Source organism: Dongia sp. P2_B8 (assembly GCF_056404715.1).
Map to the genome: position 1 here is coordinate 283,552 of NZ_JBFUDM010000002.1, position 20,274 is coordinate 303,825.

Annotated in this window: 21 protein-coding genes; 12 read left to right on the forward strand and 9 right to left on the reverse strand. The window is 62.5% G+C overall.

Annotated elements, in window-relative coordinates:
- Nucleotides 1–3: 3 nt before the first annotated feature.
- On the reverse strand, nucleotides 4–714 hold the full coding sequence (locus AC1DWZ_RS06190) for a winged helix-turn-helix transcriptional regulator (RefSeq protein ID WP_477167999.1): 711 nt from the start codon (nucleotides 712–714) through the stop codon (nucleotides 4–6).
- 232 nt (nucleotides 715–946) lie between these two features.
- Here AC1DWZ_RS06190 and AC1DWZ_RS06195 point away from each other — a divergent pair, with 232 nt between their 5' ends.
- Together AC1DWZ_RS06195 and AC1DWZ_RS06200 are read left to right on the forward strand one after the other, a co-directional pair.
- The gene (locus AC1DWZ_RS06195; protein ID WP_477168000.1) at nucleotides 947–2,110 is read left to right on the forward strand and encodes an acyl-CoA dehydrogenase family protein; all 1,164 of its coding nucleotides are present in this window, start codon (nucleotides 947–949) and stop codon (nucleotides 2,108–2,110) included.
- A 150-nt stretch (nucleotides 2,111–2,260) separates the two neighbouring features.
- On the forward strand, nucleotides 2,261–2,719 hold the full coding sequence (locus tag AC1DWZ_RS06200) for a thermonuclease family protein (RefSeq protein ID WP_477168001.1): 459 nt from the start codon (nucleotides 2,261–2,263) through the stop codon (nucleotides 2,717–2,719).
- 4 nt (nucleotides 2,720–2,723) lie between these two features.
- Here AC1DWZ_RS06200 and AC1DWZ_RS06205 read toward each other — a convergent pair whose 3' ends face one another.
- From AC1DWZ_RS06205 to AC1DWZ_RS06235, 7 genes are all read right to left on the reverse strand, one after another.
- Nucleotides 2,724–3,605 (reverse strand): ParB/RepB/Spo0J family partition protein, encoded by an 882-nt coding sequence (locus AC1DWZ_RS06205; RefSeq protein ID WP_477168002.1) that lies wholly within the window; start codon nucleotides 3,603–3,605, stop codon nucleotides 2,724–2,726.
- Nucleotides 3,606–3,779: 174 nt separating this feature from the next.
- Complete coding sequence (locus AC1DWZ_RS06210) at nucleotides 3,780–4,577, reverse strand: ParA family protein (RefSeq protein ID WP_477168276.1); 798 nt, start codon at nucleotides 4,575–4,577, stop codon at nucleotides 3,780–3,782.
- An 11-nt stretch (nucleotides 4,578–4,588) separates the two neighbouring features.
- The gene (gene rsmG / locus AC1DWZ_RS06215; protein ID WP_477168003.1) at nucleotides 4,589–5,224 is read right to left on the reverse strand and encodes a 16S rRNA (guanine(527)-N(7))-methyltransferase RsmG; all 636 of its coding nucleotides are present in this window, start codon (nucleotides 5,222–5,224) and stop codon (nucleotides 4,589–4,591) included.
- Nucleotides 5,225–5,402: 178 nt separating this feature from the next.
- Nucleotides 5,403–7,271 carry a tRNA uridine-5-carboxymethylaminomethyl(34) synthesis enzyme MnmG gene (gene mnmG / locus AC1DWZ_RS06220; RefSeq protein ID WP_477168004.1) on the reverse strand — a complete coding sequence of 623 codons (1,869 nt, stop codon included), beginning with the start codon at nucleotides 7,269–7,271 and terminating at the stop codon, nucleotides 5,403–5,405.
- 60 nt (nucleotides 7,272–7,331) lie between these two features.
- Nucleotides 7,332–8,771, reverse strand: coding sequence for a tRNA uridine-5-carboxymethylaminomethyl(34) synthesis GTPase MnmE (mnmE, locus tag AC1DWZ_RS06225; protein WP_477168005.1), 1,440 nt, complete (start codon nucleotides 8,769–8,771; stop codon nucleotides 7,332–7,334).
- Complete coding sequence (locus tag AC1DWZ_RS06230; RefSeq protein ID WP_477168006.1) at nucleotides 8,768–9,187, reverse strand: (2Fe-2S) ferredoxin domain-containing protein; 420 nt, start codon at nucleotides 9,185–9,187, stop codon at nucleotides 8,768–8,770. The genes mnmE and AC1DWZ_RS06230 overlap by 4 nt, the downstream gene beginning before the upstream one ends.
- Nucleotides 9,188–9,202: 15 nt before the next feature.
- Complete coding sequence (locus tag AC1DWZ_RS06235; protein ID WP_477168007.1) at nucleotides 9,203–9,469, reverse strand: DUF6489 family protein; 267 nt, start codon at nucleotides 9,467–9,469, stop codon at nucleotides 9,203–9,205.
- 143 nt (nucleotides 9,470–9,612) lie between these two features.
- Between AC1DWZ_RS06235 and AC1DWZ_RS06240 the strand changes: the two genes are divergently transcribed.
- Both AC1DWZ_RS06240 and AC1DWZ_RS06245 read left to right on the forward strand, forming a co-directional pair.
- Entirely contained in the window at nucleotides 9,613–10,077 is a 465-nt protein-coding gene (locus tag AC1DWZ_RS06240) for a hypothetical protein (RefSeq protein WP_477168008.1), read from the forward strand.
- A 156-nt stretch (nucleotides 10,078–10,233) separates the two neighbouring features.
- Nucleotides 10,234–12,327, forward strand: a complete 2,094-nt coding sequence (locus tag AC1DWZ_RS06245) for a thioredoxin domain-containing protein (protein WP_477168009.1) — start codon at nucleotides 10,234–10,236, stop codon at nucleotides 12,325–12,327.
- A 100-nt stretch (nucleotides 12,328–12,427) separates the two neighbouring features.
- Here AC1DWZ_RS06245 and AC1DWZ_RS06250 read toward each other — a convergent pair whose 3' ends face one another.
- Complete coding sequence (locus AC1DWZ_RS06250) at nucleotides 12,428–12,769, reverse strand: hypothetical protein (RefSeq protein ID WP_477168010.1); 342 nt, start codon at nucleotides 12,767–12,769, stop codon at nucleotides 12,428–12,430.
- Nucleotides 12,770–13,252: 483 nt separating this feature from the next.
- Here AC1DWZ_RS06250 and hemH point away from each other — a divergent pair, with 483 nt between their 5' ends.
- The 8 genes from hemH to AC1DWZ_RS06290 all read left to right on the forward strand — a co-directional run bounded on the left by hemH (nucleotide 13,253) and on the right by AC1DWZ_RS06290 (nucleotide 20,235).
- Nucleotides 13,253–14,323: a ferrochelatase gene (hemH, locus tag AC1DWZ_RS06255; RefSeq protein ID WP_477168011.1), complete on the forward strand. Its 1,071-nt coding sequence runs from the start codon at nucleotides 13,253–13,255 to the stop codon at nucleotides 14,321–14,323.
- A gap of 2 nt (nucleotides 14,324–14,325) precedes the next feature.
- Nucleotides 14,326–14,754: a protoporphyrinogen oxidase HemJ gene (gene hemJ, locus AC1DWZ_RS06260; protein ID WP_477168012.1), complete on the forward strand. Its 429-nt coding sequence runs from the start codon at nucleotides 14,326–14,328 to the stop codon at nucleotides 14,752–14,754.
- Between the two features lie 106 nt (nucleotides 14,755–14,860).
- Nucleotides 14,861–15,238, forward strand: a complete 378-nt coding sequence (locus AC1DWZ_RS06265) for a hypothetical protein (RefSeq protein ID WP_477168013.1) — start codon at nucleotides 14,861–14,863, stop codon at nucleotides 15,236–15,238.
- Nucleotides 15,235–15,945 (forward strand): hypothetical protein, encoded by a 711-nt coding sequence (locus AC1DWZ_RS06270; RefSeq protein WP_477168014.1) that lies wholly within the window; start codon nucleotides 15,235–15,237, stop codon nucleotides 15,943–15,945. Before AC1DWZ_RS06265 ends, AC1DWZ_RS06270 begins: the two co-directional genes overlap by 4 nt.
- A gap of 85 nt (nucleotides 15,946–16,030) precedes the next feature.
- Nucleotides 16,031–16,426 carry a GFA family protein gene (locus tag AC1DWZ_RS06275; protein WP_477168015.1) on the forward strand — a complete coding sequence of 132 codons (396 nt, stop codon included), beginning with the start codon at nucleotides 16,031–16,033 and terminating at the stop codon, nucleotides 16,424–16,426.
- 292 nt (nucleotides 16,427–16,718) lie between these two features.
- Nucleotides 16,719–18,080 carry a transcription termination factor Rho gene (gene rho, locus AC1DWZ_RS06280; RefSeq protein WP_477168016.1) on the forward strand — a complete coding sequence of 454 codons (1,362 nt, stop codon included), beginning with the start codon at nucleotides 16,719–16,721 and terminating at the stop codon, nucleotides 18,078–18,080.
- Nucleotides 18,081–18,267: 187 nt separating this feature from the next.
- Nucleotides 18,268–18,795 carry a putative pterin-binding protein gene (locus AC1DWZ_RS06285; protein ID WP_477168277.1) on the forward strand — a complete coding sequence of 176 codons (528 nt, stop codon included), beginning with the start codon at nucleotides 18,268–18,270 and terminating at the stop codon, nucleotides 18,793–18,795.
- A 3-nt stretch (nucleotides 18,796–18,798) separates the two neighbouring features.
- Nucleotides 18,799–20,235, forward strand: a complete 1,437-nt coding sequence (locus AC1DWZ_RS06290; protein ID WP_477168017.1) for a sensor histidine kinase — start codon at nucleotides 18,799–18,801, stop codon at nucleotides 20,233–20,235.
- The last annotated feature ends 39 nt before the right edge of the window (nucleotides 20,236–20,274 follow it).

The window sequence follows — 20,274 nt, forward strand, 5'->3', positions numbered from 1 at the left end:
GTCTCACGATGCCTTGCGCACCAGATTGTCCGCTGCGCGGGTACCGGTGGCGAAGGGACTGAGGCCCAGCCATTTCTGCATCGTGCGGGCCAGCGCATTGTCGCCGGTCAGCTCGAGGCGACCGGCATCGACTTCGCCCTGCACCGTGGCAAGGCCCATCCAGATCGCGGTCATCGAGCGCAGCGGCGCCTCGACATAGAGATCGACCTCGAAACCGGGATCGATGCGGCAGAGATCGACATCGCGCTCCTCGACCACCAGCCACCAATTCTGCTTCGCCGCTGCAAGTTCGGGATAGCGGAACTGGATGGTGCACCGCCGCGGCGGGATCGGCGTCGGATTGAGGTGACGGCGCATGTCCCACATCAGGAGCGATGGATCGAGATGCTTCAGCGATTGCTGGGTGTCGACCCAATGCTGGCCCCAGAAGCCGAGCCTCATCACCACGTCGCGCAGACCTTCGCCGGCCGGCGTCAGCTTATATTCCGCACCACCGGCACCGGTCTGGCTCACCACGACACCAGCACGTTCCAATTCCTTCAGCCGCTTCGAGAGCAGTGTCGGCGAGATGCGCGGGACACCGCGCTTGAGATCGTTGAAACGCTGGCTACCGCACAGCAGCTCGCGCAGAATGAGCGGCGTCCAACGCGTGCAGAAGATTTCCGCCGCCATGGCGACGGGGCAGAACTGCCCATAGCTGGCCTTGATCTCCATGGTCGCACCCTCATGTCGGGAATATCCGGCCACGCTAATCCTGGTGCCGGCGGGTGGCCAGTCCAAAAACTGTACCGGCCGCCGGTCCGCCGCGGGGGTGGAAATCGTTAAAATCGGCGGCATCAGAAGAGCTTGCCAGAAGGCATCGATACACTTCCTGCACTAGAGGCCCCATCGGTGACGTGACAGCATTGGGTTGTGAGGGACGCTTATCTGTCAGGAGAGAATGATTATGACGCTCGCCCAAAAGACCAATCCGCCCGCCCGGAAGACCGATCCAATCGACCCCGTCGCCACCGTGCGCGCCTTGGGGCCGGTTTTTGCCGCCCGCGCCGCCAAGGCTGACGAGACGGACGGTTTCGTCGCCGAGAATTTCGCCGATCTCAAGGCCGCCGGCCTCATCGATGCCGGCGTGCCGGCCGATCTCGGCGGCCAGGGTGCCGACATCCAGGCCCTCTGCGGGATGATTACTGAACTCGCCCATCATTGTGGGTCAACGGCCCTGGCCTTTTCCATGCACACGCACCAGGTGGCGATCCCGGCCTGGCGCTGGGTGCGGCAGCAGGCAGCACCGGTGGCGCCCCTGCTGAAACGGGTGGCGGCGGAAAAGCTGGTCCTGCTGTCGAGCGGTGGATCGGATTGGATCGCCGGGTCCGGCAAGGCAGAAAAGGTCGAGGATGGCTATCGCATCACGGCCCGCAAGATCTTCACCTCGGCCGCGCCGCTGGGCGACCTGCTGATGACCGGCGCTGTGCTGGAAGACCCGGTTGATGGGCCGATGGTGCTGCACTTCGGCATCCCGATGAAGTCGCCCCATGTCAAAGTGATACCAACCTGGAAGACCATGGGCATGCGAGGCACCGGCTCCCACGATGTGGAGATTGACGGCCATGTGGTGCCGGAGGCGGGTGTCGCGCTGAAGCGCAAGCAGGGCGAATGGCACCCCCTCTTCCACATCATTTCGATGATCGCCTTTCCGCTGATCTATGCCGCCTATCTCGGTGTTGCCGAAGCGGCGCGGTCGCGCGCCATTGACCTGGCGCAGAAACGGCGGCCGAACGATCATGTGACGGCACTCATCGGGCAGATGGAAACGGAGCTGCGTGCTGCGCAATATGCCCACGGGGCAATGGTCGCCACGGCCATGACGGCGATGCCGGGGGCGGCCACGACCAACGAGATCATGATCGGGCGATCGCTCGTGGCGCGCCATGCCATCGCCGCGGTCGAGCTCGCCATGGAAGCCGCCGGTGGTGCCGCCTTCTATCGCGACAATGGGCTTGAGCGCCTGTTCCGCGACATCCAGGGCGCCCGCTACCACCCGATGCAAACCGGCCCGCAAGCAATCTATGCCGGCAAGATCGCCCTGGGATTGGAGATCGCGACGACGTTTTGAGCTCTCCCGTGATGACTTCGCCTCCCCCCTTGCCGCCGATTGTCGGCAAGGGGGGAGGGAGTCCGCATCGAGCCCTCAACGCGAAAGACTGAACATCATCTCCCGCCCCGGTCGCTTGCGGCGACTCAACGGATGTTGTGCTGATGGGCGATGTTTCGATCGCACCGCCTCCTCCGCATTTTTGTCCTCGCCACGATCCTCTCAGTTGCGGCGGCGCCGCTTGCCGCCAATGTCATATCAGACGGCCGCTATGATTGGCCGGTGCTGGGCGCCGTCGATGGCGATACGCTGAAGGTGCACCTCCCTGGCCTGCCGATGGAGTTGCAGCCGGTCAAGGTGCGGGTGCGCGGGATCGACACGCCGGAGACGCGCGGCAAATGCGATCGCGAACGGCAGGCAGCGAACAAGGCCACTGCCCTCACCCGCTTTCTTATCACGCAGGCCAAGGCGAAGCAGAAGCCCATCGTCTTTAGCGACATCGGCTGGGACAAATATGGCGGGCGCATCGATGCGCTGGTCATGATCGACGGCCAGTCGTTGGGCGCCATCTTGATCAGTGCTGGCCTCGCACGCGCCTATGATGGTGGCAAACGTGCCGGCTGGTGCTGAGCCCTCACCCAAGCTTGGCGATGATGCCGTCCAGCTGGTCGAGGCTCTTATAATGCAGGGTGACGCTGCCGCCCTTGCCGTTGAAATCGATCTCGACCTTGAGGCCGAGCTTTAATCCCAGATCATGTTCCAGGGCCTTGGTGTCGGCGTCCTTTTCCTTCGGTGCCTTCTTGGCCTTCAGCGTCTTCAGCAGCGATTTCGGTTTGTAATTCTCGGCGAGCTTTTCGGTCTGGCGCACATTAAGGCCCTGCGCCACCACTTCACTGGCAAGGCTCACCGGGTCCGAACATTTGAGCAGCGCGCGGGCGTGCCCCGCGGTCAGGCGTCCGTCGGACAGCATCGAGCGCACGGCACCGGGCAGGTCCATCAGGCGCAGCAGATTGGCGATGCCGGAACGGCTCTTGCCCATCCGCTCAGCCAGTTCCTCCTGCGTGTATTTGAACTCGTCCATCAGGCGGCGATACCCTTCCGCCTCCTCAAGCGGATTGAGATCCTGGCGCTGGATGTTTTCGATGAGTGCGATCTCGAGGGCATCACGGTCCGTGAGCGACTTCTCGACAACCGGCACCTCGTGGAGCTGCGCCATCTGTGCCGCGCGCCAGCGGCGCTCGCCGGCGATGATCTCGAACTCGCCCTTCGGACGGTTGGGATGCGGCCGGACCAGGATGGGCTGCAGCACGCCATTGCTGCGGATCGATTGCGCGAGGTCTTCAAGGGCCTGCGGGTTGAACGTGCCGCGCGGCTGGTATTTGCCCGGATGCAGCAGCTCGATCGAGACATGGCGCTGGCCGGCAACAGGTGCGCTCACTGCCTCCGATGTCACGGCCGCCACCGTATCATTCCCCAGCAACGCCGAGAGCCCGCGGCCCAGATGTTTTTTCGCCATGATGTTTTTACCTTAAGGCTCTGGTCTTCAATTGCTCCCCCTCTCCCCAACCCTCCCCCACGTTGGGGGGAGGGAGTGCCAGCGAGGGTGCACTCAATATCGCGTTTCAGTCTGGATCGAGTTCCCTCCCCCGCCCGCCGACGGCGGAGGAGGGTTAGGGAGAGGGGGTCTTCGTTATGCCACCTTCAGCGATCGTCCTTCGAGCCCCTGCTCCCGCCGCAGCAGCTCGGATGCCAGATGGATATAGGCCTGGGATCCCGCGCAGCGGATGTCGTAGAGCAAGGCGGGCTTGCCGTAGCTCGGCGCCTCGGCGATGCGGACGTTGCGCGGGATCGCGGTCTCATAGACCTTGGCGCCGAAATGGGCACGCACATCGGCCGCCACCTGTTCGTTCAAACTGGAGCGCTTGTCGTACATGGTGAGGACGACACCCTGGATCTCCAGCACCGGGTTGAAATGCTGGCGCACCCGGTCGACCGTCTTGATCAGCTGCGAAAGGCCTTCCAGCGCATAGAATTCACATTGCAGCGGCACGAGGATGCAATCGGCCGCCACCATCGCGTTCAAGGTGAGCAGCGACAAGGAAGGCGGGCAATCGATGAGGATGAAATCATAGGCAAGGCTCGTGGCCGCCAGCGCATCCTTCAGCCGGTATTCGCGGCGCGGAAGATCGATGAGCTCGATCTCGGCGCCAGCCAGGTCCGGCGTCGTCGAGACGATCGACATGTTGGGTACAATCGTGGGTTGTGTCGCCGCGACGATACTCGCGCCGTCGACCAGGACTTCATAGGAGCCGGTTTCGCGCTGTGCGGCCTCAAGGCCAAGGCCCGTCGAGGCATTGCCCTGCGGATCGAGATCGATGATCAGCACCCGCTTGCCGCAGGCGGCCAAGGCGGTCGCGAGATTGACCGCGGTGGTGGTCTTGCCGACCCCGCCCTTCTGGTTGACGACGGCCATGATGCGGGGATGCATATTCTTGTCGGTCAAAGCTGGCCCCGCCGCTGGATGTTGTGAAGTTTCAGGATGACGCCGCTGGAATCGGTGAGACTCTGGTGACGCTCGACGCCCATTGTCCAAGAGCCATTGGCCGCGGTCAATTCATCTTCCGCCTTGGCGCCCTTTAGAAACAGGCAGGTCGTCCCCGTGGTCAGATAGGGCTCGGCCCAGGCCAGCAGCTGATCCAGGGATGCGAGCGCCCGGGCGGTGATGATCGGCGATCCCCAAGCTTTTGCGGCTTCGATCCGGGTGGTGTGGACCTGGACCCTCCCCAGAACACCAGTCTGGCGCGCCACCTCCAGCAGGAAGGCACCCTTGCGCTGGTCGGAATCAATGAGATGCACCTGCCGGTCCGTCATGATCGCGAGGATCAGGCCAGGGAAACCGGCGCCGGAGCCCAGATCCGTGATCGGGTCGTTGCCGGGTGGCAGCAACGGCAACAGCTGGGCTGAATCCAGGAAATGTCGCCGCCAAAGCTCCTGCAGACTGTCCTTGGCCACCAGATTGATCTTCGCCTGCCACTTCCGGAGAAGGGCGGCATAGGTCTCGAGGGCCGAAAATGTTTCACGTGAAACATTTTGGCCGATGCCGCTCATGGCAGAGGTGAATTCGGCGGGGGTCATAGCGGGCCCCCTCTCCCCGACCCTCCCCCACGTCGGGGGGAGGGAGTTCGAGCGAGGGTGTTCACAAGTGGGAGTTTTGGACTGGCTAAAGTCCCCTCCCCCCAACGTGGGGGAGGGCTAGGGAGAGGGGGCGTCAGCAACTGAAGACTCCCGCCAGCAGCACTCAAACCGCCAAACCTCAAGCTGACTGCCTCTCGGCCCGGTGCCGCCGCACATGGCGCAGCAGGATGGTGAGGGCGGCGGGTGTTACGCCGGAAATCCGCTGCGCAGCGCCGAGGGATGCCGGCCGGGCGGCCTTCAGCTTTTCGCGGACTTCGGTCGACAGCGAGCCGATGCTGTCATAATCGAGGTCGTCCGGCAGCAGCAGTGCCTCATCCTTGCGGAAGGCGACGATGTCAGCGTCCTGACGCTTCAAATAGCCGGCGTAGCGGCCGTCGATCTCGATCTGCTCGGCGATTTCCGGCGCAAAGGCCCCGACTTCCGGCCAGATCTCGGCCAGGCGCCCCATGGTGATCTCAGGATATGCCAACAGCCCCAAGGCTGTCCGGCGCTGGCCATCCTGGTTGATATTGAAGCCCTGGGCCTTCAGATCGTTGGGCGTCGCTGAGAGCGATTGCATGGTGGTGCGGGCCGTCTCCAGCGCCGCCATCTTGGCGGAAAAGGCGGATTCCCGGGCTTTTCCAACACAATTCCAGGCAAGACCCAAGGGTGTCAGCCGCTGGTCGGCATTGTCCTGGCGCAGCTGCAGCCGGTATTCGGCGCGGCTGGTGAACATGCGATAGGGCTCGGCCGTGCCACGTGAAACAAGGTCATCGACCATGACGCCGATATAGGCCGTGGCACGATCAAGTGTCACGCCCTCACCTGCTCCACCCGCCAGCCTTGCGGCATTCAACCCGGCCATCAGCCCTTGGGCTGCGGCTTCTTCATAGCCCGTGGTGCCATTGATCTGGCCAGCGAGAAACAGGCCGGGCATCGCCCGCAGTTCCAGGCTGGGCTTCAGGGCACGCGGATCGACGAAATCATATTCGATGGCATAGCCGGGGCGTAGCATCACGGCGTGCTCCAGCCCGGCAATGGTCTTCAGCAACCCCGCCTGCACATCCTTCGGCAGAGAGGTCGAAATACCGTTGGGATAGACCGTGTCGTCGTCGAGCCCTTCCGGCTCCAGGAAGATCTGATGGCGGTCCTTTTCGGCAAAACGCACCACCTTGTCCTCGATCGAGGGGCAGTAGCGCGGCCCCGTCCCTTCGATCTGGCCCGAATAGATGGGCGCCCGGTGCAGGTTGTCACGGATCAGGGCGTGACCGGCCTGGCTCGTATAGGTGATGCCGCAGGCGATCTGCGGGGTTGTGATCTCGGTCGTCAGATACGACATCGGCACCGGCGGATTGTCGCCGGGTTGTGATTCCAGGGATTTCCAGTCGATGGTGCGGCCATCAAGACGTGGCGGCGTACCAGTCTTCAGTCGCCCCATCGGCAGGCCAAGCCGGTAAAGGGTCGCTGCCAGCTGCTTCGACGGCGCCTCGTCGACCCGGCCGGCCGAGATGCGCTCTTCACCGCAATGGATGAGGCCGTTGAGGAACGTGCCCGTGGTCAGGACGACGGCCGCGCAGGCCAGCCGGCGTCCATCTTCCGTGATGACAGCTGCCACGCGACCGGCCGTATCAATTTCAAGATCGCCAGCCGCCCCGGCGAGAATGGTCAAATTGGCCTGCTCGGCGAGCAGCGCCTGGACCGCCTGGCGATAGAGTTTGCGGTCGGCCTGGGCGCGGGGACCGCGGACGGCCGGGCCCTTGGACTGGTTCAGCATCCGGAACTGGATGCCGCCTTGGTCGATGGCCTTCGCCATGATCCCGTCGAGGGCGTCGATCTCGCGCACCAGATGACCCTTGGCCAGGCCACCGATCGCCGGGTTGCAGGACATCTCGCCAATCTTGGCCGGGTCATGGGTGAGGAGCAGGGTGCGGGCGCCAAGGCGCGCGGCCGCAGCCGCAGCCTCTGTCCCGGCATGGCCGCCACCCACCACAATAACGTCGAATTTCATGTCGCTATTCATGTTTCACGTGAAACAATTTCAAATTTACCATATTTTACAATGACTTGATTACTTGCCGATGCAGAATTCCCGAAAGATCAAATCAAGAACATCATCGACTTCCACCCGGCCGGTGATCCGCCCAAGGGCCTGCACCGCCAGCCGCAAATCCTCGGCCTTCAACTCAATCACCGGCGCACCAAGCCCGCGTTGCAGGGCGCCAAGGCACCGCTCCAGCGCCGCCCGGTGGCGCAACCGGGTCAAGGCCGGCTGGGCGCCCGGGCTCAGGAACCGCGCCGCCTTCTCAGCGATGGCGGCCACCAGCGTCTCTATCCCCGCCCCCGTCGCCGCCGAAACAAACAGCGCGCGGTGGCCGGCAATCACCACGTCCGGCGGCAATGTCGCCAATTCGGCCTTGTTCAATACGATAATCGCCTGCGGGTCAATCTGCGCCACGACCGCAGGATCGAAATCCGATCCAGCCGCGGCATCGAACACCACCAGCTTGAGGTCGGCGTGTTCGGCGCGCTGCAGCGCCCGGCGCATGCCCTCCTGCTCGGTCTCGTCACCGCTCTCGCGCAGCCCCGCCGTGTCGGCGATCAGGACCGGATAACCGTCGAGATCCAGCTTCACCTCGATGACATCGCGCGTTGTGCCAGCGCGCGCCGAGACGATCGCGGCATCGCGACCGGCGAGACGGTTGAGCAAGCTCGACTTGCCGACATTGGGCGCACCCAGGATCGCCACCGACAGACCGTCCCGCAGCATCTCTCCGCGATGATTGTCGGCCAGATGCATCTCGATACTTTCAGACAAGGCCCGCATGGTTTCGTCGATGAGCAGCATCAGCCCGTCGGGCAGATCCTCGTCGGGAAAATCGATCGCCGCCTCGATGCGCGCGAGCGCCGAGATCAACGCGCCGCGCCATTCTTCATAGAGCTTCGAGAGCTCACCCTCCGCCTGGCGCAAGGCCTGCCGGCGTTGCGCCTCGGTCTCGGCGGCGATGAGATCGGCAAGCCCCTCGATCTCCAGAAGATCGAGCTTGCCATGATCGAAGGCGCGTCGCGTGAACTCGCCCGCTTCAGCAAGTCGAAGGCCCAGTCGTTGCAGTGCTGCTGCCATCGCCGCGATGATCGCCGGACCACCATGGGTGTGGAGTTCGACCACATCCTCGCCGGTGAAGCTCGCTGGTGCTTTGAAATAGAGGGCGAGGCCGTCGTCAATGGCAGATAGGTCCTCACCCCCCGCCCCCTCCCCGCTGTGCGGGGCGAGAGAGCTCTGTCGATTCCCTCGCCCCGCGTTTGCGAGGAGAGGGTGAGGGGCAGTCGCCGCCGATGAATAAAACCGCCGCTTCACGGCAACACGCGCGGCCGGTAAGGGCCGCTGCGTCAGTGTTTCCAGCGCCTCAGCAGCGCGCTGCCCGGAGATGCGAAAGACGGCGACACCCGAACGGCCCGCCGGCGTGGCGAGCGCGAAGATCGTGTCCTCCGTCGTCCTGTCGGGGCTCATTCCGCCGTTACGCGGGGCCCCGCTTTGGCAACAGCCACGCGATCTTCCGGTACCTTGTCTTCCGGCTGCAGCATCAGGCGCTCGACGCGCTCACCCTTGATGAGATGGCGCTGAATGATTTCCTCGGCGTCCTCGACCGTCTTGTAGCTGTACCAGATGCCTTCCGGGTAGATCACCAAGGTCGGCCCCAATTCGCAACGATCAAGGCAGCCGCTCTGATTGACACGGATGTTGGTGATGCCCAGTTCCTTGGTCCGCGCCTTCATATAATTGCGCAGCGGCTCGGCCCCGCGCGACTTGCAACAACCGCGCTTGTGCCCGGCCGGCCGTTCGTTCACGCAAGCGAACAGATGAGTCTCGAAGTAAGGAGCCGGGTCACCCGGCTTGGCATGAGTGGACTTTGAATGCGACGGCATTTTTTGCGCGTGACTCTATTTGGTGTTGGGGGTCGAACCCGTGGGATTGAATCCGGACTGGCCGAGGCTTTGCCAGAACATCTTTTGAATCTGTTCCAGACCCGCGACGCCAGCCGGCACCCAGGTCTTCAGCAGTGTCTCGGCGTCCGTGCCCTTCATGGACGCCATCACCCGGTCCTGGACTTCCTGCATCACGGCATCCTGCATCGGTGCCACGTTGGGCAGGCCAAAGAAGGCGCGCGCCTCTTCCGGCGAACATTCGATATCGACATTGATCTTCATCAAGAACTCCCGCCCGAAAGGGCTTATCTGGTCTCGCGCGACACTAGCCGATGGCCAGCCAGAACAAAAGCTTGCCAGAACAAAAGCGTGACAGAGCCGGGCCGCCCTCCCGCCGAGGACCCGTCTGCTGATATTGTGAGGACATGACCGGATACATCAATTACCTCGACCGGGAACCCGACCCCCGCCTGCTGCGCCTGCGGGACATCTGGGACAGGCTCTGCGACAAAGGCAGACTGCCGGTCTATACCAGCGCAACCCTGGCCGCCTTTCCGGAAGCCGTGGACCATGCCAGCCTGGTCGAGGTGCAGCAGGACGGCAAACGGCGCCGCTACTTTGTGGTCAGGGACGGGCCGGCGGCAGCGGCGATCGTCGGGGCCGATTTCAGCGGCAGCTATCTCGACAGCACCCACGAGATGCCGGAATTCAACACCATCCTGATCAGCGACTATGACGGCATCGTTGCCAGCCGCCAGCCACGCCTTTATGCCGAGGAACACCATCTGGACGGCTGCGTACGCAGGATCATGGGCATCCAGCTACCTTTTGCCAGCGATGGCGAAACAATCGACTGGATTGTCGAGTTCGTATTCCCGTTCGAGGAATAACCCAATCAACATATTGATATATTTGATTTTATTATAGACCAGACACAGATTGGCGACCCTGGCACGACCGTCTCGCCGTTATTCGGACGCCTGCCTCGCCCTGGCCGTGGAAAACAGATTGATTAACCTCCTGTTTCGCCCACATTCTCCGGCATCATGACCCGACACGCAGCGCCCACCCACACCACAAAACCCAATCCCAACAACCGCCTGGTCCACGAGACCAGTCCCTATCTGTTGCAGCACAAGGACAACCCGGTCGATTGGCGGGCCTGGAACGATGCCACCCTCGCCGAGGCCAAAGCGGCCGACAAACCGATCCTGCTCTCGGTGGGCTATGCCGCCTGCCATTGGTGCCATGTCATGGCGCATGAGAGTTTCGAGGATGACGGTATCGCTGCGCAGATGAACGACCTCTTCATCAACATCAAGATCGATCGCGAGGAGCGGCCGGACCTCGACCAGATCTATCAGCAGGCGCTCTCGCTGCTGGGCCAGCAAGGCGGCTGGCCCCTGACGATGTTCCTGACGCCGGATGGGCAGCCCTTCTGGGGCGGCACCTATTTCCCGAAGGAGCCGCGGTATGGACGGCCAGGTTTCGGCGATGTGCTCACGGCCTTGTCCGACGCCTATCACAATGACAAGGAGAAGGTCGGCAAGAACGTCGCCGGCCTTGCCGAAGCCATGCAGCGTCTCTCATCGCCGCAAGGTGGTGGTGAGATTTCAGCAGAGGTGATGGACCGCATCGCCGAACGGCTGCTGCAGGAAGTCGACCTGGTCAAAGGCGGTATCGGCGGTGCCCCGAAATTCCCGCAAGCCTCGGTCATGAACCTGCTGTGGCGCACTTATTTGCGAAATGGTGACGGGCGCTACCGCGAAGCTGTGCTCTTGAGCCTCACCCGCATGCTGCAGGGTGGCATCTACGATCATCTTGGCGGTGGCCTTGCCCGCTACTCGACCGATGCCGATTGGCTGGCGCCGCATTTTGAAAAGATGCTCTACGACAATGCCGAATTGCTGGGGCAGCTTGCCGAAGCCTGGAGCGATACAAGGGAACCACTCTTCAAGACCCGCGCAGAAGAGATCGTCGGCTGGCTGAAACGCGAAATGCTGGCAGAGCCCGATGCTCAAGGGCATCGGGCCTTCGCAGCCTCCCTCGATGCCGATTCCGAAGGCGTCGAAGGCAAATTCTATGTCTGGGACGAAGCCGAGATCGATGAGGTCCTGGGCGCTGAGTCCAATTTCTTCAAGCATGTCTATGACGTCAGTGCCGCCGGCAATTGGGAGGACACCAACATCCTCAACCGCGGCCACCAGGCGGGCCTGCTGATCGAGACTGATGAGAAGCGCCTTGAGGCAGCACGGCAGAAATTGCTGGCGCGGCGCACCATGCGCATCCGTCCCGGCTGGGACGACAAGGTCCTGGTCGATTGGAACGGGTTGATGATCGCAAGCCTCGCGCAGGCCTCGCAGGTCTTTGAACGACCGGACTGGTTGAAGCTCGCGCAAGACGCGTTCGCCTTCATCGACGGCAACATGCGCGATGGATCAGGCCGCTTGAAACATGCGTGGCGGGCAGGGCGGCTGGCGCATCCAGCGACCCTCGACGATCATGCCAATCTCGCCCGGGGCGCGCTCATGCTCTATCAGGCGAGCGGCGCGGACGGCTATCTCACGGCTGCACGGAAAATCGTCGCCGATCTCGATGCGCATTATTGGGACAAAGCGGCGGATGGCTATTTCTTCAGCGCCGATGACACCAGCGACATCATCATCCGCACCAAATCGGCCAACGACAATGCCACCCCCGGCGGCAACGGCACCATGGTCGAGGTCCTGGCGCGGCTCCATCATCTGACTGGCGACGAGGCCTATCTCAAGCGCGGCGAGGCTCTGCTCGGCGCCTTCGCCGGCGAGATCCAGCGCAACTTCTTCCCGCTTGCCAATCTCCTCAACGGCAATGATTTCCATCTCAACGCCGTGGATGTCGTGATCATCGGCGTGGCTGAGGCGGCAGACACACAGGCGTTGCTGCGCGCCTTCCACGGCCAGGGATTGCCCACCGCGGTGCTGCAGATCGTCGCGGACAGTGGGGTGCTCCCGCCTGCTCATCCTGCTGCCGGCAAAACACAGGTCGGCGGCAAGGCCACAGCCTATGTCTGCCGGCGGCAAACCTGCTCCGCCCCGGTGACGGCGCCTGCGGATCTGGTGGCAACGCTGAGCCGGAACGGCGATCAACCCGTGGCCTGAGCGGCCAAGCATCTGAGAAGATCGCCGACAGCATCGCGCGCCGGTAGTCGGGAGAAGCGTTGGAACGCCTCTCCCGACAGTCATCTACTCCGTGGTGCATCTACTCCACAGTGTCCGTCAGAATCTGACTCGGGTTGGCGTATGTCTGCTTCCGGACGGCAATGTTCGGCACCCAGCCGTCGCATTTGCCATTGGCATTGCAGTAGATGCTGGTCTGTCTGTCGGGGTTGTGGCATTCATAAGTGCCAGAGGTGCCTTCCGTATTGATGGCGATGCCGCCGCCGGCCCGGCATGTGGCGCCGATTTCCTGGCGCGTATGCGTTCCGCCGATCTTGACCGTCTTGGCAAATGCCGCATTCGGGGCGGTCAGAGCCATAGTGGCGACCGCGGCCACCGCGATCAGAGTCCAAACGTCACGCTTGGCATTCATCTTGGTTTTCATGATCATCTCCTAAATCCCCACTCGGATTTGTTGCATGGCGGTGTTGCCATGATTGAGAAGTGGGTCATGGATCGCCTTACCGAAGTGACAGGTCCCACACATCAATTTGCGCGAATTCGCACCCAATGGTGGTGAGATTGGCTGCCATCAGCCTTGATTAGATTGGATTCGAGGGAAATGCCGCCGCTCCAGACAAAAATCACGCGGCGTAAAGACTATTCGGTCTCGGCCCAATCCGCCGGCAGGCCTTCGAGATCAGGCGGCACAACCAGCTTTGGCTTGGATTCCATCGAGCGCTTCTGCGCCGCCTCGACCTGGGTTCATCTTCGCCGCCGCCTCGCACAGCAGCACTCGATCACCCCATAGCTTGAGCCGGAACGGCGATCTGGGCTAGCGTCGCCTACGTATAAGCCAGTCTTCAGTTCACCAATTCTTCAGTTCACCAATCTTTGGTTCACCAGACTTAAGCTGATCGGATTTCACATGCCGGCCAAGCGACGCATTGCCATCGTCCTCTTCAATCTCGGCGGGCCCGACAAGCCAGCGGCGGTGAAACCGTTCCTGTTCAACCTGTTCAATGACAAGAACATCATCGCCCTACCCGCACCGTTCCGCTGGGCGCTGGCCAAGTTCATTGCCATGAAACGCGGGCCGGTCGCGGCCCATGTCTATGACCAGCTGGGCGGCGGATCCCCGATCCTGCCCAATACCGAGGCACAGGCTGCTGCCCTCACCCAGGCTCTCACCCAAGCTCCGGGGAATGCCGAGGATGAGGTGAGGGTCTTCATCGCCATGCGCTATTGGCATCCGTTCACCGAGGACACGGCGCAGGCCGTCAAGGATTGGGGCGCTGACGAGATCGTCCTGCTGCCGCTCTATCCGCAATTCTCGACCACCACCACCGCCTCGTCGCAACGTGTCTGGCAGGCAACCGCCCGCAAGATCGGACTCACGGCGCCGCAGCGCCTCATCTGCTGTTATCCGGATGAAACCGGTTTCGTGACGGCCGTGGCAAACATCACGCAGGATGCTTTGGCGGACGCGTCGGTACGCGCGCCAGGCAAAATGCCCGCCATCATCTTCTCCGCCCACGGCCTGCCGCAGAAGATCGTCGACAAGGGCGACCCCTATGTGGCGCAGGTGCGGGCAACCGTGGCCGCCATCGTTGCACAACTGAAGCTGCCGGACGGGCAATGGCAGGTTGCCTTCCAAAGCCGCGTCGGTCCCCTGCAGTGGGTGGGGCCCGCCACGGATGCGGTGATCGAGAGCCACGCCAAGGCAGGCAAGCCGATCGTCGTGGTGCCGGTGGCCTTTGTCTCCGAACATTCCGAGACGCTGGTCGAGCTCGATATCGAATACCGGCAGCTTGCGGAAATGCATGGCTGCCCGGCCTATGTCCGCGCGCCCACCGTGGCAACGCATCCCGATTTCATCCAGGGCCTTGCCCATCTCGTGCGGCAATCGCTCACCCAGGCAGCGCCCCTGCAATCCGGCTGCGGCCGCGCATCGTGCCAAGGCCACAGTCAATGCGCCCTGGCACAGGCGGGAGTGTGACAATGGATCTCTACACCTGGCTGAAAGCGCTCCATGTCATCGCGGTCATCGCCTGGATGGCCGGCATGCTCTATCTGCCGCGGCTCTATGTCTATCATGTGGGCACCAAGCCCGGCTCCGAGATGAGCGAGACCTTCAAGGTGATGGAACGGCGCCTGCTGCGTGCCATCATCAACCCGGCGATGATCGCGGCCTGGGTGCTGGGCCTCTCCATGGCCTATCTCGGCGATCTCTGGGGGCAGGGCTGGTTCCAGGCGAAACTCGTCCTGCTGCTCGGCATGCAACTCACCCATGCCGGCTATGCCCGCTGGCGCCGCCAGTTCGCGACCGACACCAACCCGCACAGCGCCCGCTTCTATCGCTTCATGAACGAGGTGCCGACCCTGCTCATGATCGGCATCGTCATCCTGGTGATCGTGAAGCCGTTCTGACCTTCCGGTTGCTCCGAATAACACCCTCAGGTTGCATTTCCTGACATTCTGCGTTAGGGTGCGTGTATTCCGTCCTTGCCGGTACTCTGACAATTGGGGGTTCCGTATGACGCATGCGGCCCTATTGCGACGCAGCCTGGTGCTGCTATGGCTCGCCATCCTGTTCGCGCCGGCAGCAGCCATGGCGCAAGCGCAGCCTGCGCCCATTCCGCCCTCCCCCGGTTCACCGGACATCTTCACGCAGGGCGCCACGATGCCGGATGTCGGCGGGTCGGGTGCGATCGGGTCAGCGGTCGCCCCCGATTGGTCGCAATCTGCGGGCCAGAACGGGCTATGGCTGCCGGCCTGCGCCGGCATCACCTGCCTCAGCCCAGCGCAGCGACAGGAAATCAATGCCCTGTGCAGCAAGGCTGGCACGGATTGGACGCAGTACACCCTCTGCCAGGAAATGAGCGCCCGCATCAGCCAGGGCCTTGGACCATGACAATGTCTCCATGGCGCGCCCCGTCGCGCACACTGCCGGCAATCCTGCTGGTTCTAGGCCTCCTGATGATCCAGCCCCAACGCGCCATCGCGCAGGCCACCAGCGCCGACCCAACCGGCAATCCACCCAATAATCCGCTCTGCCAGAAATTTGCAGGCGCGCTGACGCCGGCGGAGCTGGTCGAATATCAGAAGGCCTGTGTGAAGCCAAAGACCGAGCAGGTCAGCAGCAACCGGCCCACCGCCCCCACCTGTGGCACGTTCGGCGTCGACGACAAGGCCCTGGCGCTGGACCTGCAGAAGGCCTGCGGCGAGGACATCAAGAATGGCTTCTCCTATGCCGCCAAACTGCGCCAATACAATATCGATCTCTATCAGTGGCAGCGCAAAGCCAGCGACGACATGCGCATCCTGGTCTGGTTCGTGGTCCTTGCCGGGGTCGGGATGGCGATCTACCAGCTCATCGTCATCATGCAGATCGAACTCTGGCGCGCGCGGCGGCGCCCAGGGAAGACGGCCGCCGATCCGGCCAATGCGGGTGGCGGGGCAGGTGCAGCCATTCCAGCGCAGCAGCTCGAGCTCGGCCTTGGCACCCTCGGCAAGGTTCAGGTCACCTCGTCGATCGTCGGCGTTGTCGTGCTCGTGATCTCGATCGCATTCCTCTACCTCTATTTGACCGAGGTCTACACCATCAAGCCGCCGGTTTGATCTGCAAGGCGCGCAAGCGGCCTACGCCGTTTACACGGAACAAAACACGAACTATAGTCGCTCTCCATCCAGGGGAGAAATACAGATGATTGCGGGAAGCTGCTGCTGCAGCACCATCAAATTTGCGCTTTCGGCCCCGCCCCTGATGATGGGCACCTGTCATTGTTCGCGTTGCCGCAAGATCGGCGCCAGCACCTTCGTCTTTGTCAAAAAGGAAACGTTCCAGTGGATCCAAGGCCAAGAGATGGTCGCCCGCTACACGCCGGATCCGCCGTTCAAATTTAGCCGATGCTTCTGCCGCCGGTGCGGCACCGGCCTTGGCGAAATCGATTCCGACCAGGATTCGTTCCCCATCGCGGCAAATTGCCTGGACGACGATCCGGCCGTCCGCAACCGGTTTCACGAATTCGTGGCGGACAAACCGGCCTGGTACGAGATCTGCGACGGTGCTAAGCAGTTTGCTGAACACCCAACCAAATGACATCCACCCAAATGACACCCGCTGGAATCATGACGCGGGCTTCGGGGTCATTTGACTTTAGAGCAAATTTCCGTTAGGGATTTTCGCAGGTCCAGGTTCACCATTCGGGTTGAACCAGCCTGTCTTCGCAAAACCTCCGCGCCATATTTTGATCAAAAGGCCCTGCATCACAGGGTATCGGCGTTAGGTTCGAAGACCATATTCCCGGCGACGCCGTTCGAAGAACCCAATCCCACGCACTTCCCAGCAGCGCCCCAGGGCCCATCCCCCGCTTCACAACTTCAGAAAACACATGAATTTACAAGAACTTAAGCGCAAGTCCCCGGCCGAACTCCTGGCCTTTGCCGAGAGCCTGCAGATCGAGAACGCCAATTCGCTGCGGCGCCAGGACATGCTCTTTGCGATCCTGAAGCACCTCGCCGACAACGACACCGCCATTTTCGGCGCCGGCGTGCTCGAGATCCTGCAGGACGGTTTCGGCTTCCTGCGCAGCCCGGAGGCCAATTACCTGCCCGGCCCCGATGACATCTACTGCTCCCCCTCCCAGGTCCGGCGCTTTGGTCTGCGGACCGGCGACACTGTCGAAGGGCAGATCCGTGGCCCCAAGGAAGGCGAACGTTATTTCGCGCTCCTCAAGGTCAACACGATCAACTTTGAAGACCCGGACAAGATCCGGCACCGCATCAATTTCGACAACCTCACCCCGCTTTATCCGGACGAGAAGCTGAAGATGGAGCTGGAGGGCAAGGGCGACGATGCCATGCCCGAACCCGCAGCCCTCCCCAAGGCCGAAGCCGCCCGCACCGTCGAGATGAGCCGTCGCGCCTTGAAGGCGCGCGAGAACCGCGACATCAACCGGGTCGATATCACCGGCCGCGTCATCGATCTCATCTGCCCGATCGGCAAGGGCCAGCGCGCGCTCGTCGTGGCGCCGCCGCGCACGGGTAAGACCGTGATGCTGCAGAACATCGCCAACTCGATCGCGACCAATCATCCGGAAGCCTATCTCATCGTGCTGCTCATCGACGAGCGGCCCGAAGAAGTCACCGACATGTCGCGCTCCGTGAAAGGCGAGGTCGTGTCTTCGACCTTCGACGAACCGGCAGCGCGCCACGTGCAGGTTGCTGAAATGGTGATCGAAAAGGCCAAGCGCCTGGTCGAACACAAACGCGACGTCATCATCCTTCTGGATTCGATCACGCGTCTCGCCCGCGCCTACAACACCGTCGTGCCATCGTCAGGCAAGGTGCTGACCGGCGGTGTCGACGCCAATGCGTTGCAGCGCCCCAAGCGCTTCTTCGGTGCCGCGCGCAATATCGAGGAAGGCGGCTCGCTCACCATCATCGCGACGGCCCTCATCGATACCGGCAGCCGCATGGATGAAGTGATCTTCGAAGAATTCAAGGGCACCGGTAACTCGGAAATCATTCTCGATCGCAAGCTCTCGGACAAGCGCACCTTCCCGTCGATCGACATCACCAAGTCGGGCACGCGCAAGGAAGAACTGCTGGTCGACCGTGCAACGCTCTCCAAGATGTGGGTGCTGCGCCGCATCCTGATGCCGATGGGCGTCACCGATGCGATGGAGTTCCTCCTCGACAAGCTGAAGCATTCCAAGACCAACGCCGACTTCTTCCAGTCGATGAATCAGTAAAGGGCAAAGGGCCGGTGAGATTTCACCGGCCCTTTTCTCATTTGCTCACACGTCTTGCCCAAGCCTCTTTCGGGCGCCCTGAGGGACTTCCCCGCATTTTAACAGTTGCTAAACCATCTTCCGGCATTCTCCTTGGGTGCCGTGGGGAAGACGGCATGGTCCTTTTAGGGAACATGTGATCGTGACGATGCTGCGCGCCGCCTTGATCAGCGCTGTCATTTTGCTGGGCCAGATGTTGCTGGCCCCAGCGCTGACCGCTGCCATCGCGCTGGAACCGTTGCCCGTCCCCAGCGGCCAGGTGGTGCTGACGGTCGACGGCAATATCGCGCTGCACAACAACGCCGACGGCCAGGCCCAATTCGACATGGCGATGCTGCAAGCGCTGCCAAAAACCAGTTTCAAGACCAGCACCATCTGGACCGACGGCGTGCAGACCTTCGAGGGTGTCCTTATCGCCGATCTGCTGACCCGCCTGGGGAACGAGGGAACCGAGATCAGGGCATATGCCGCCAATGATTACGAGTTCCGCTTTCCGGTGAGCGACGCCAGCAAACATGACGGACTCATCGCCTATCATATCAACGGGGCGCCCTTGCCGGTCACCAACAAAGGTCCCCTGTGGATCGTCTATCCGTTCGACCGCGACCCGGGGCTGCAGGCGGAGACTTTCCAAAGCGAGTCCGTCTGGAATCTCGAAACCATGACGCTGTACTGATTCATGGCCAGCCACTCTCTCCTCAAGCCGATTGCGCTGTGGAAGCGCGGTGTGGCGGTGGCCTTTGCCATCGTGATCAGCGGGCTGCTCCTCGTCCTGCTGCTGATGCGTGGCGACGTCTCACAGCATTTCGACCGCATGCGCCGGACAGCGGCCAGTGCGCTGACCTGGAACACGGCACAGTTCGAAGTCGACGTGGCGCGCTTCGCGACCACCTTCGCTCTCAACCACGCCGCCGGCATGCCGGCCCAGACATCCAACGTGCCGCCCGATCTCATGCGGCGCTGGCGCGCCGTGCAGAACCGCTATGCCATCCTGACCGACGGCCTGGTGCGGCAGGAGCTGGCCGCCAACCCCAACAGCGCCGTCATCCTGCCGGGGATCGGCCTCGACATGACGGCCCTCACCCTGGCAATCGACGGAACGACGCCGGGACGGCGCCTCACCGCTGACGAAATGATCGCCCTCATCACCAACCTGCAGATCAAGGCTCACCGCCTCGCCGTGCTGACCAATACGGCAGAGGCGGCGGCAGACGAGAGAGCACGAGAATCGCTGGCCGATCTCATCGACACCATTTCCTGGGTGCGCATCGCGCTGGGCATCGTGCTGGGTGTCGGTGTCATGGCTTTGTTCTGGCAGCAGATGCGCCTGCGGCGCCTGACCGCCGATCTCGCCCGCGCCAAAGTGCAGGCGGAAGCCGCCAACCGTGCGAAGACCGATTTCCTCGCTCATATGAGCCATGAGTTCCGCACGCCACTTAATGCCATCATCGGCTTCTCCGACCTCATGCAGGCCGAGGTCTACGGGCCGGTCGATAGCCCGCGCTACAAAGGCTATATCGGCGACATCGCTCATGCCGGCCAGCATCTGCTCAGCGTCGTCAACGAGGTGCTCGATCTTGCCAAGATCGAATCCGGCAAGACCGAAGCGCGCCCCGAACCGGTCGATATTTCGCACCTTCTGCACAATTGCGCCGACCTCATCCGCCAGCCGCTTGCCGAACGACAGCTCACCCTGGCGATGCGCCTGCCTGATACCCTGCCGCCTGTCATGGCCGACCCGCAGCATCTCCGCCAGATCGTGCTCAATCTGCTCAGCAACGCGGTGAAGTTCACCCTGGCCGGCGGCGAGGTCAGTATCGGCGCCGATTGCCATGTCAACAGCAACACCGACCCCGACATCGTCACGGAAGACGGTATCGAGATCTGGGTGAAGGATACCGGCATCGGCATCGCACCTGCTGATATCGCCAAGGCGCTCGCCCCCTTCGGCCAGGTGCGCACCAATGCCACCACTGCCCAGCAAGGAACCGGTCTCGGCCTGCCGATCACCAAATCCCTGGCCGAGCTCAATGGCGGCCGCTTCAAGATCGAAAGCGAGCCCGGCCGCGGCACCAAGGTCAGTATTCACTTCCCGACGGAAAAACTCGCCGCGTGAAGCCGCCGAGCCGGTAACGAGCCTCTGGCTGAGACCCGT

What these genes read in the sequence shown, in the direction of transcription:
- AC1DWZ_RS06235 (WP_477168007.1), bottom strand. Translation starts at nt 9,469, where the DNA reads ATGAAGATCAATGTCGATATCGAATGTTCGCCGGAAGAGGCGCGCGCC.
- AC1DWZ_RS06230 (WP_477168006.1), bottom strand. Translation starts at nt 9,187, where the DNA reads ATGCCGTCGCATTCAAAGTCCACTCATGCCAAGCCGGGTGACCCGGCT.
- AC1DWZ_RS06245 (WP_477168009.1), top strand. Translation starts at nt 10,234, where the DNA reads ATGACCCGACACGCAGCGCCCACCCACACCACAAAACCCAATCCCAAC.
- hemH (WP_477168011.1), top strand. Translation starts at nt 13,253, where the DNA reads ATGCCGGCCAAGCGACGCATTGCCATCGTCCTCTTCAATCTCGGCGGG.
- AC1DWZ_RS06275 (WP_477168015.1), top strand. Translation starts at nt 16,031, where the DNA reads ATGATTGCGGGAAGCTGCTGCTGCAGCACCATCAAATTTGCGCTTTCG.
- AC1DWZ_RS06195 (WP_477168000.1), top strand. Translation starts at nt 947, where the DNA reads ATGACGCTCGCCCAAAAGACCAATCCGCCCGCCCGGAAGACCGATCCA.
- AC1DWZ_RS06240 (WP_477168008.1), top strand. Translation starts at nt 9,613, where the DNA reads ATGACCGGATACATCAATTACCTCGACCGGGAACCCGACCCCCGCCTG.
- AC1DWZ_RS06290 (WP_477168017.1), top strand. Translation starts at nt 18,799, where the DNA reads ATGGCCAGCCACTCTCTCCTCAAGCCGATTGCGCTGTGGAAGCGCGGT.
- AC1DWZ_RS06250 (WP_477168010.1), bottom strand. Translation starts at nt 12,769, where the DNA reads ATGAAAACCAAGATGAATGCCAAGCGTGACGTTTGGACTCTGATCGCG.
- AC1DWZ_RS06285 (WP_477168277.1), top strand. Translation starts at nt 18,268, where the DNA reads ATGCTGCGCGCCGCCTTGATCAGCGCTGTCATTTTGCTGGGCCAGATG.
- mnmG (WP_477168004.1), bottom strand. Translation starts at nt 7,271, where the DNA reads ATGAAATTCGACGTTATTGTGGTGGGTGGCGGCCATGCCGGGACAGAG.
- rho (WP_477168016.1), top strand. Translation starts at nt 16,719, where the DNA reads ATGAATTTACAAGAACTTAAGCGCAAGTCCCCGGCCGAACTCCTGGCC.
- mnmE (WP_477168005.1), bottom strand. Translation starts at nt 8,771, where the DNA reads ATGAGCCCCGACAGGACGACGGAGGACACGATCTTCGCGCTCGCCACG.
- rsmG (WP_477168003.1), bottom strand. Translation starts at nt 5,224, where the DNA reads ATGACCCCCGCCGAATTCACCTCTGCCATGAGCGGCATCGGCCAAAAT.
- hemJ (WP_477168012.1), top strand. Translation starts at nt 14,326, where the DNA reads ATGGATCTCTACACCTGGCTGAAAGCGCTCCATGTCATCGCGGTCATC.
- AC1DWZ_RS06270 (WP_477168014.1), top strand. Translation starts at nt 15,235, where the DNA reads ATGACAATGTCTCCATGGCGCGCCCCGTCGCGCACACTGCCGGCAATC.
- AC1DWZ_RS06200 (WP_477168001.1), top strand. Translation starts at nt 2,261, where the DNA reads ATGTTTCGATCGCACCGCCTCCTCCGCATTTTTGTCCTCGCCACGATC.
- AC1DWZ_RS06210 (WP_477168276.1), bottom strand. Translation starts at nt 4,577, where the DNA reads ATGCATCCCCGCATCATGGCCGTCGTCAACCAGAAGGGCGGGGTCGGC.
- AC1DWZ_RS06265 (WP_477168013.1), top strand. Translation starts at nt 14,861, where the DNA reads ATGACGCATGCGGCCCTATTGCGACGCAGCCTGGTGCTGCTATGGCTC.
- AC1DWZ_RS06190 (WP_477167999.1), bottom strand. Translation starts at nt 714, where the DNA reads ATGGAGATCAAGGCCAGCTATGGGCAGTTCTGCCCCGTCGCCATGGCG.
- AC1DWZ_RS06205 (WP_477168002.1), bottom strand. Translation starts at nt 3,605, where the DNA reads ATGGCGAAAAAACATCTGGGCCGCGGGCTCTCGGCGTTGCTGGGGAAT.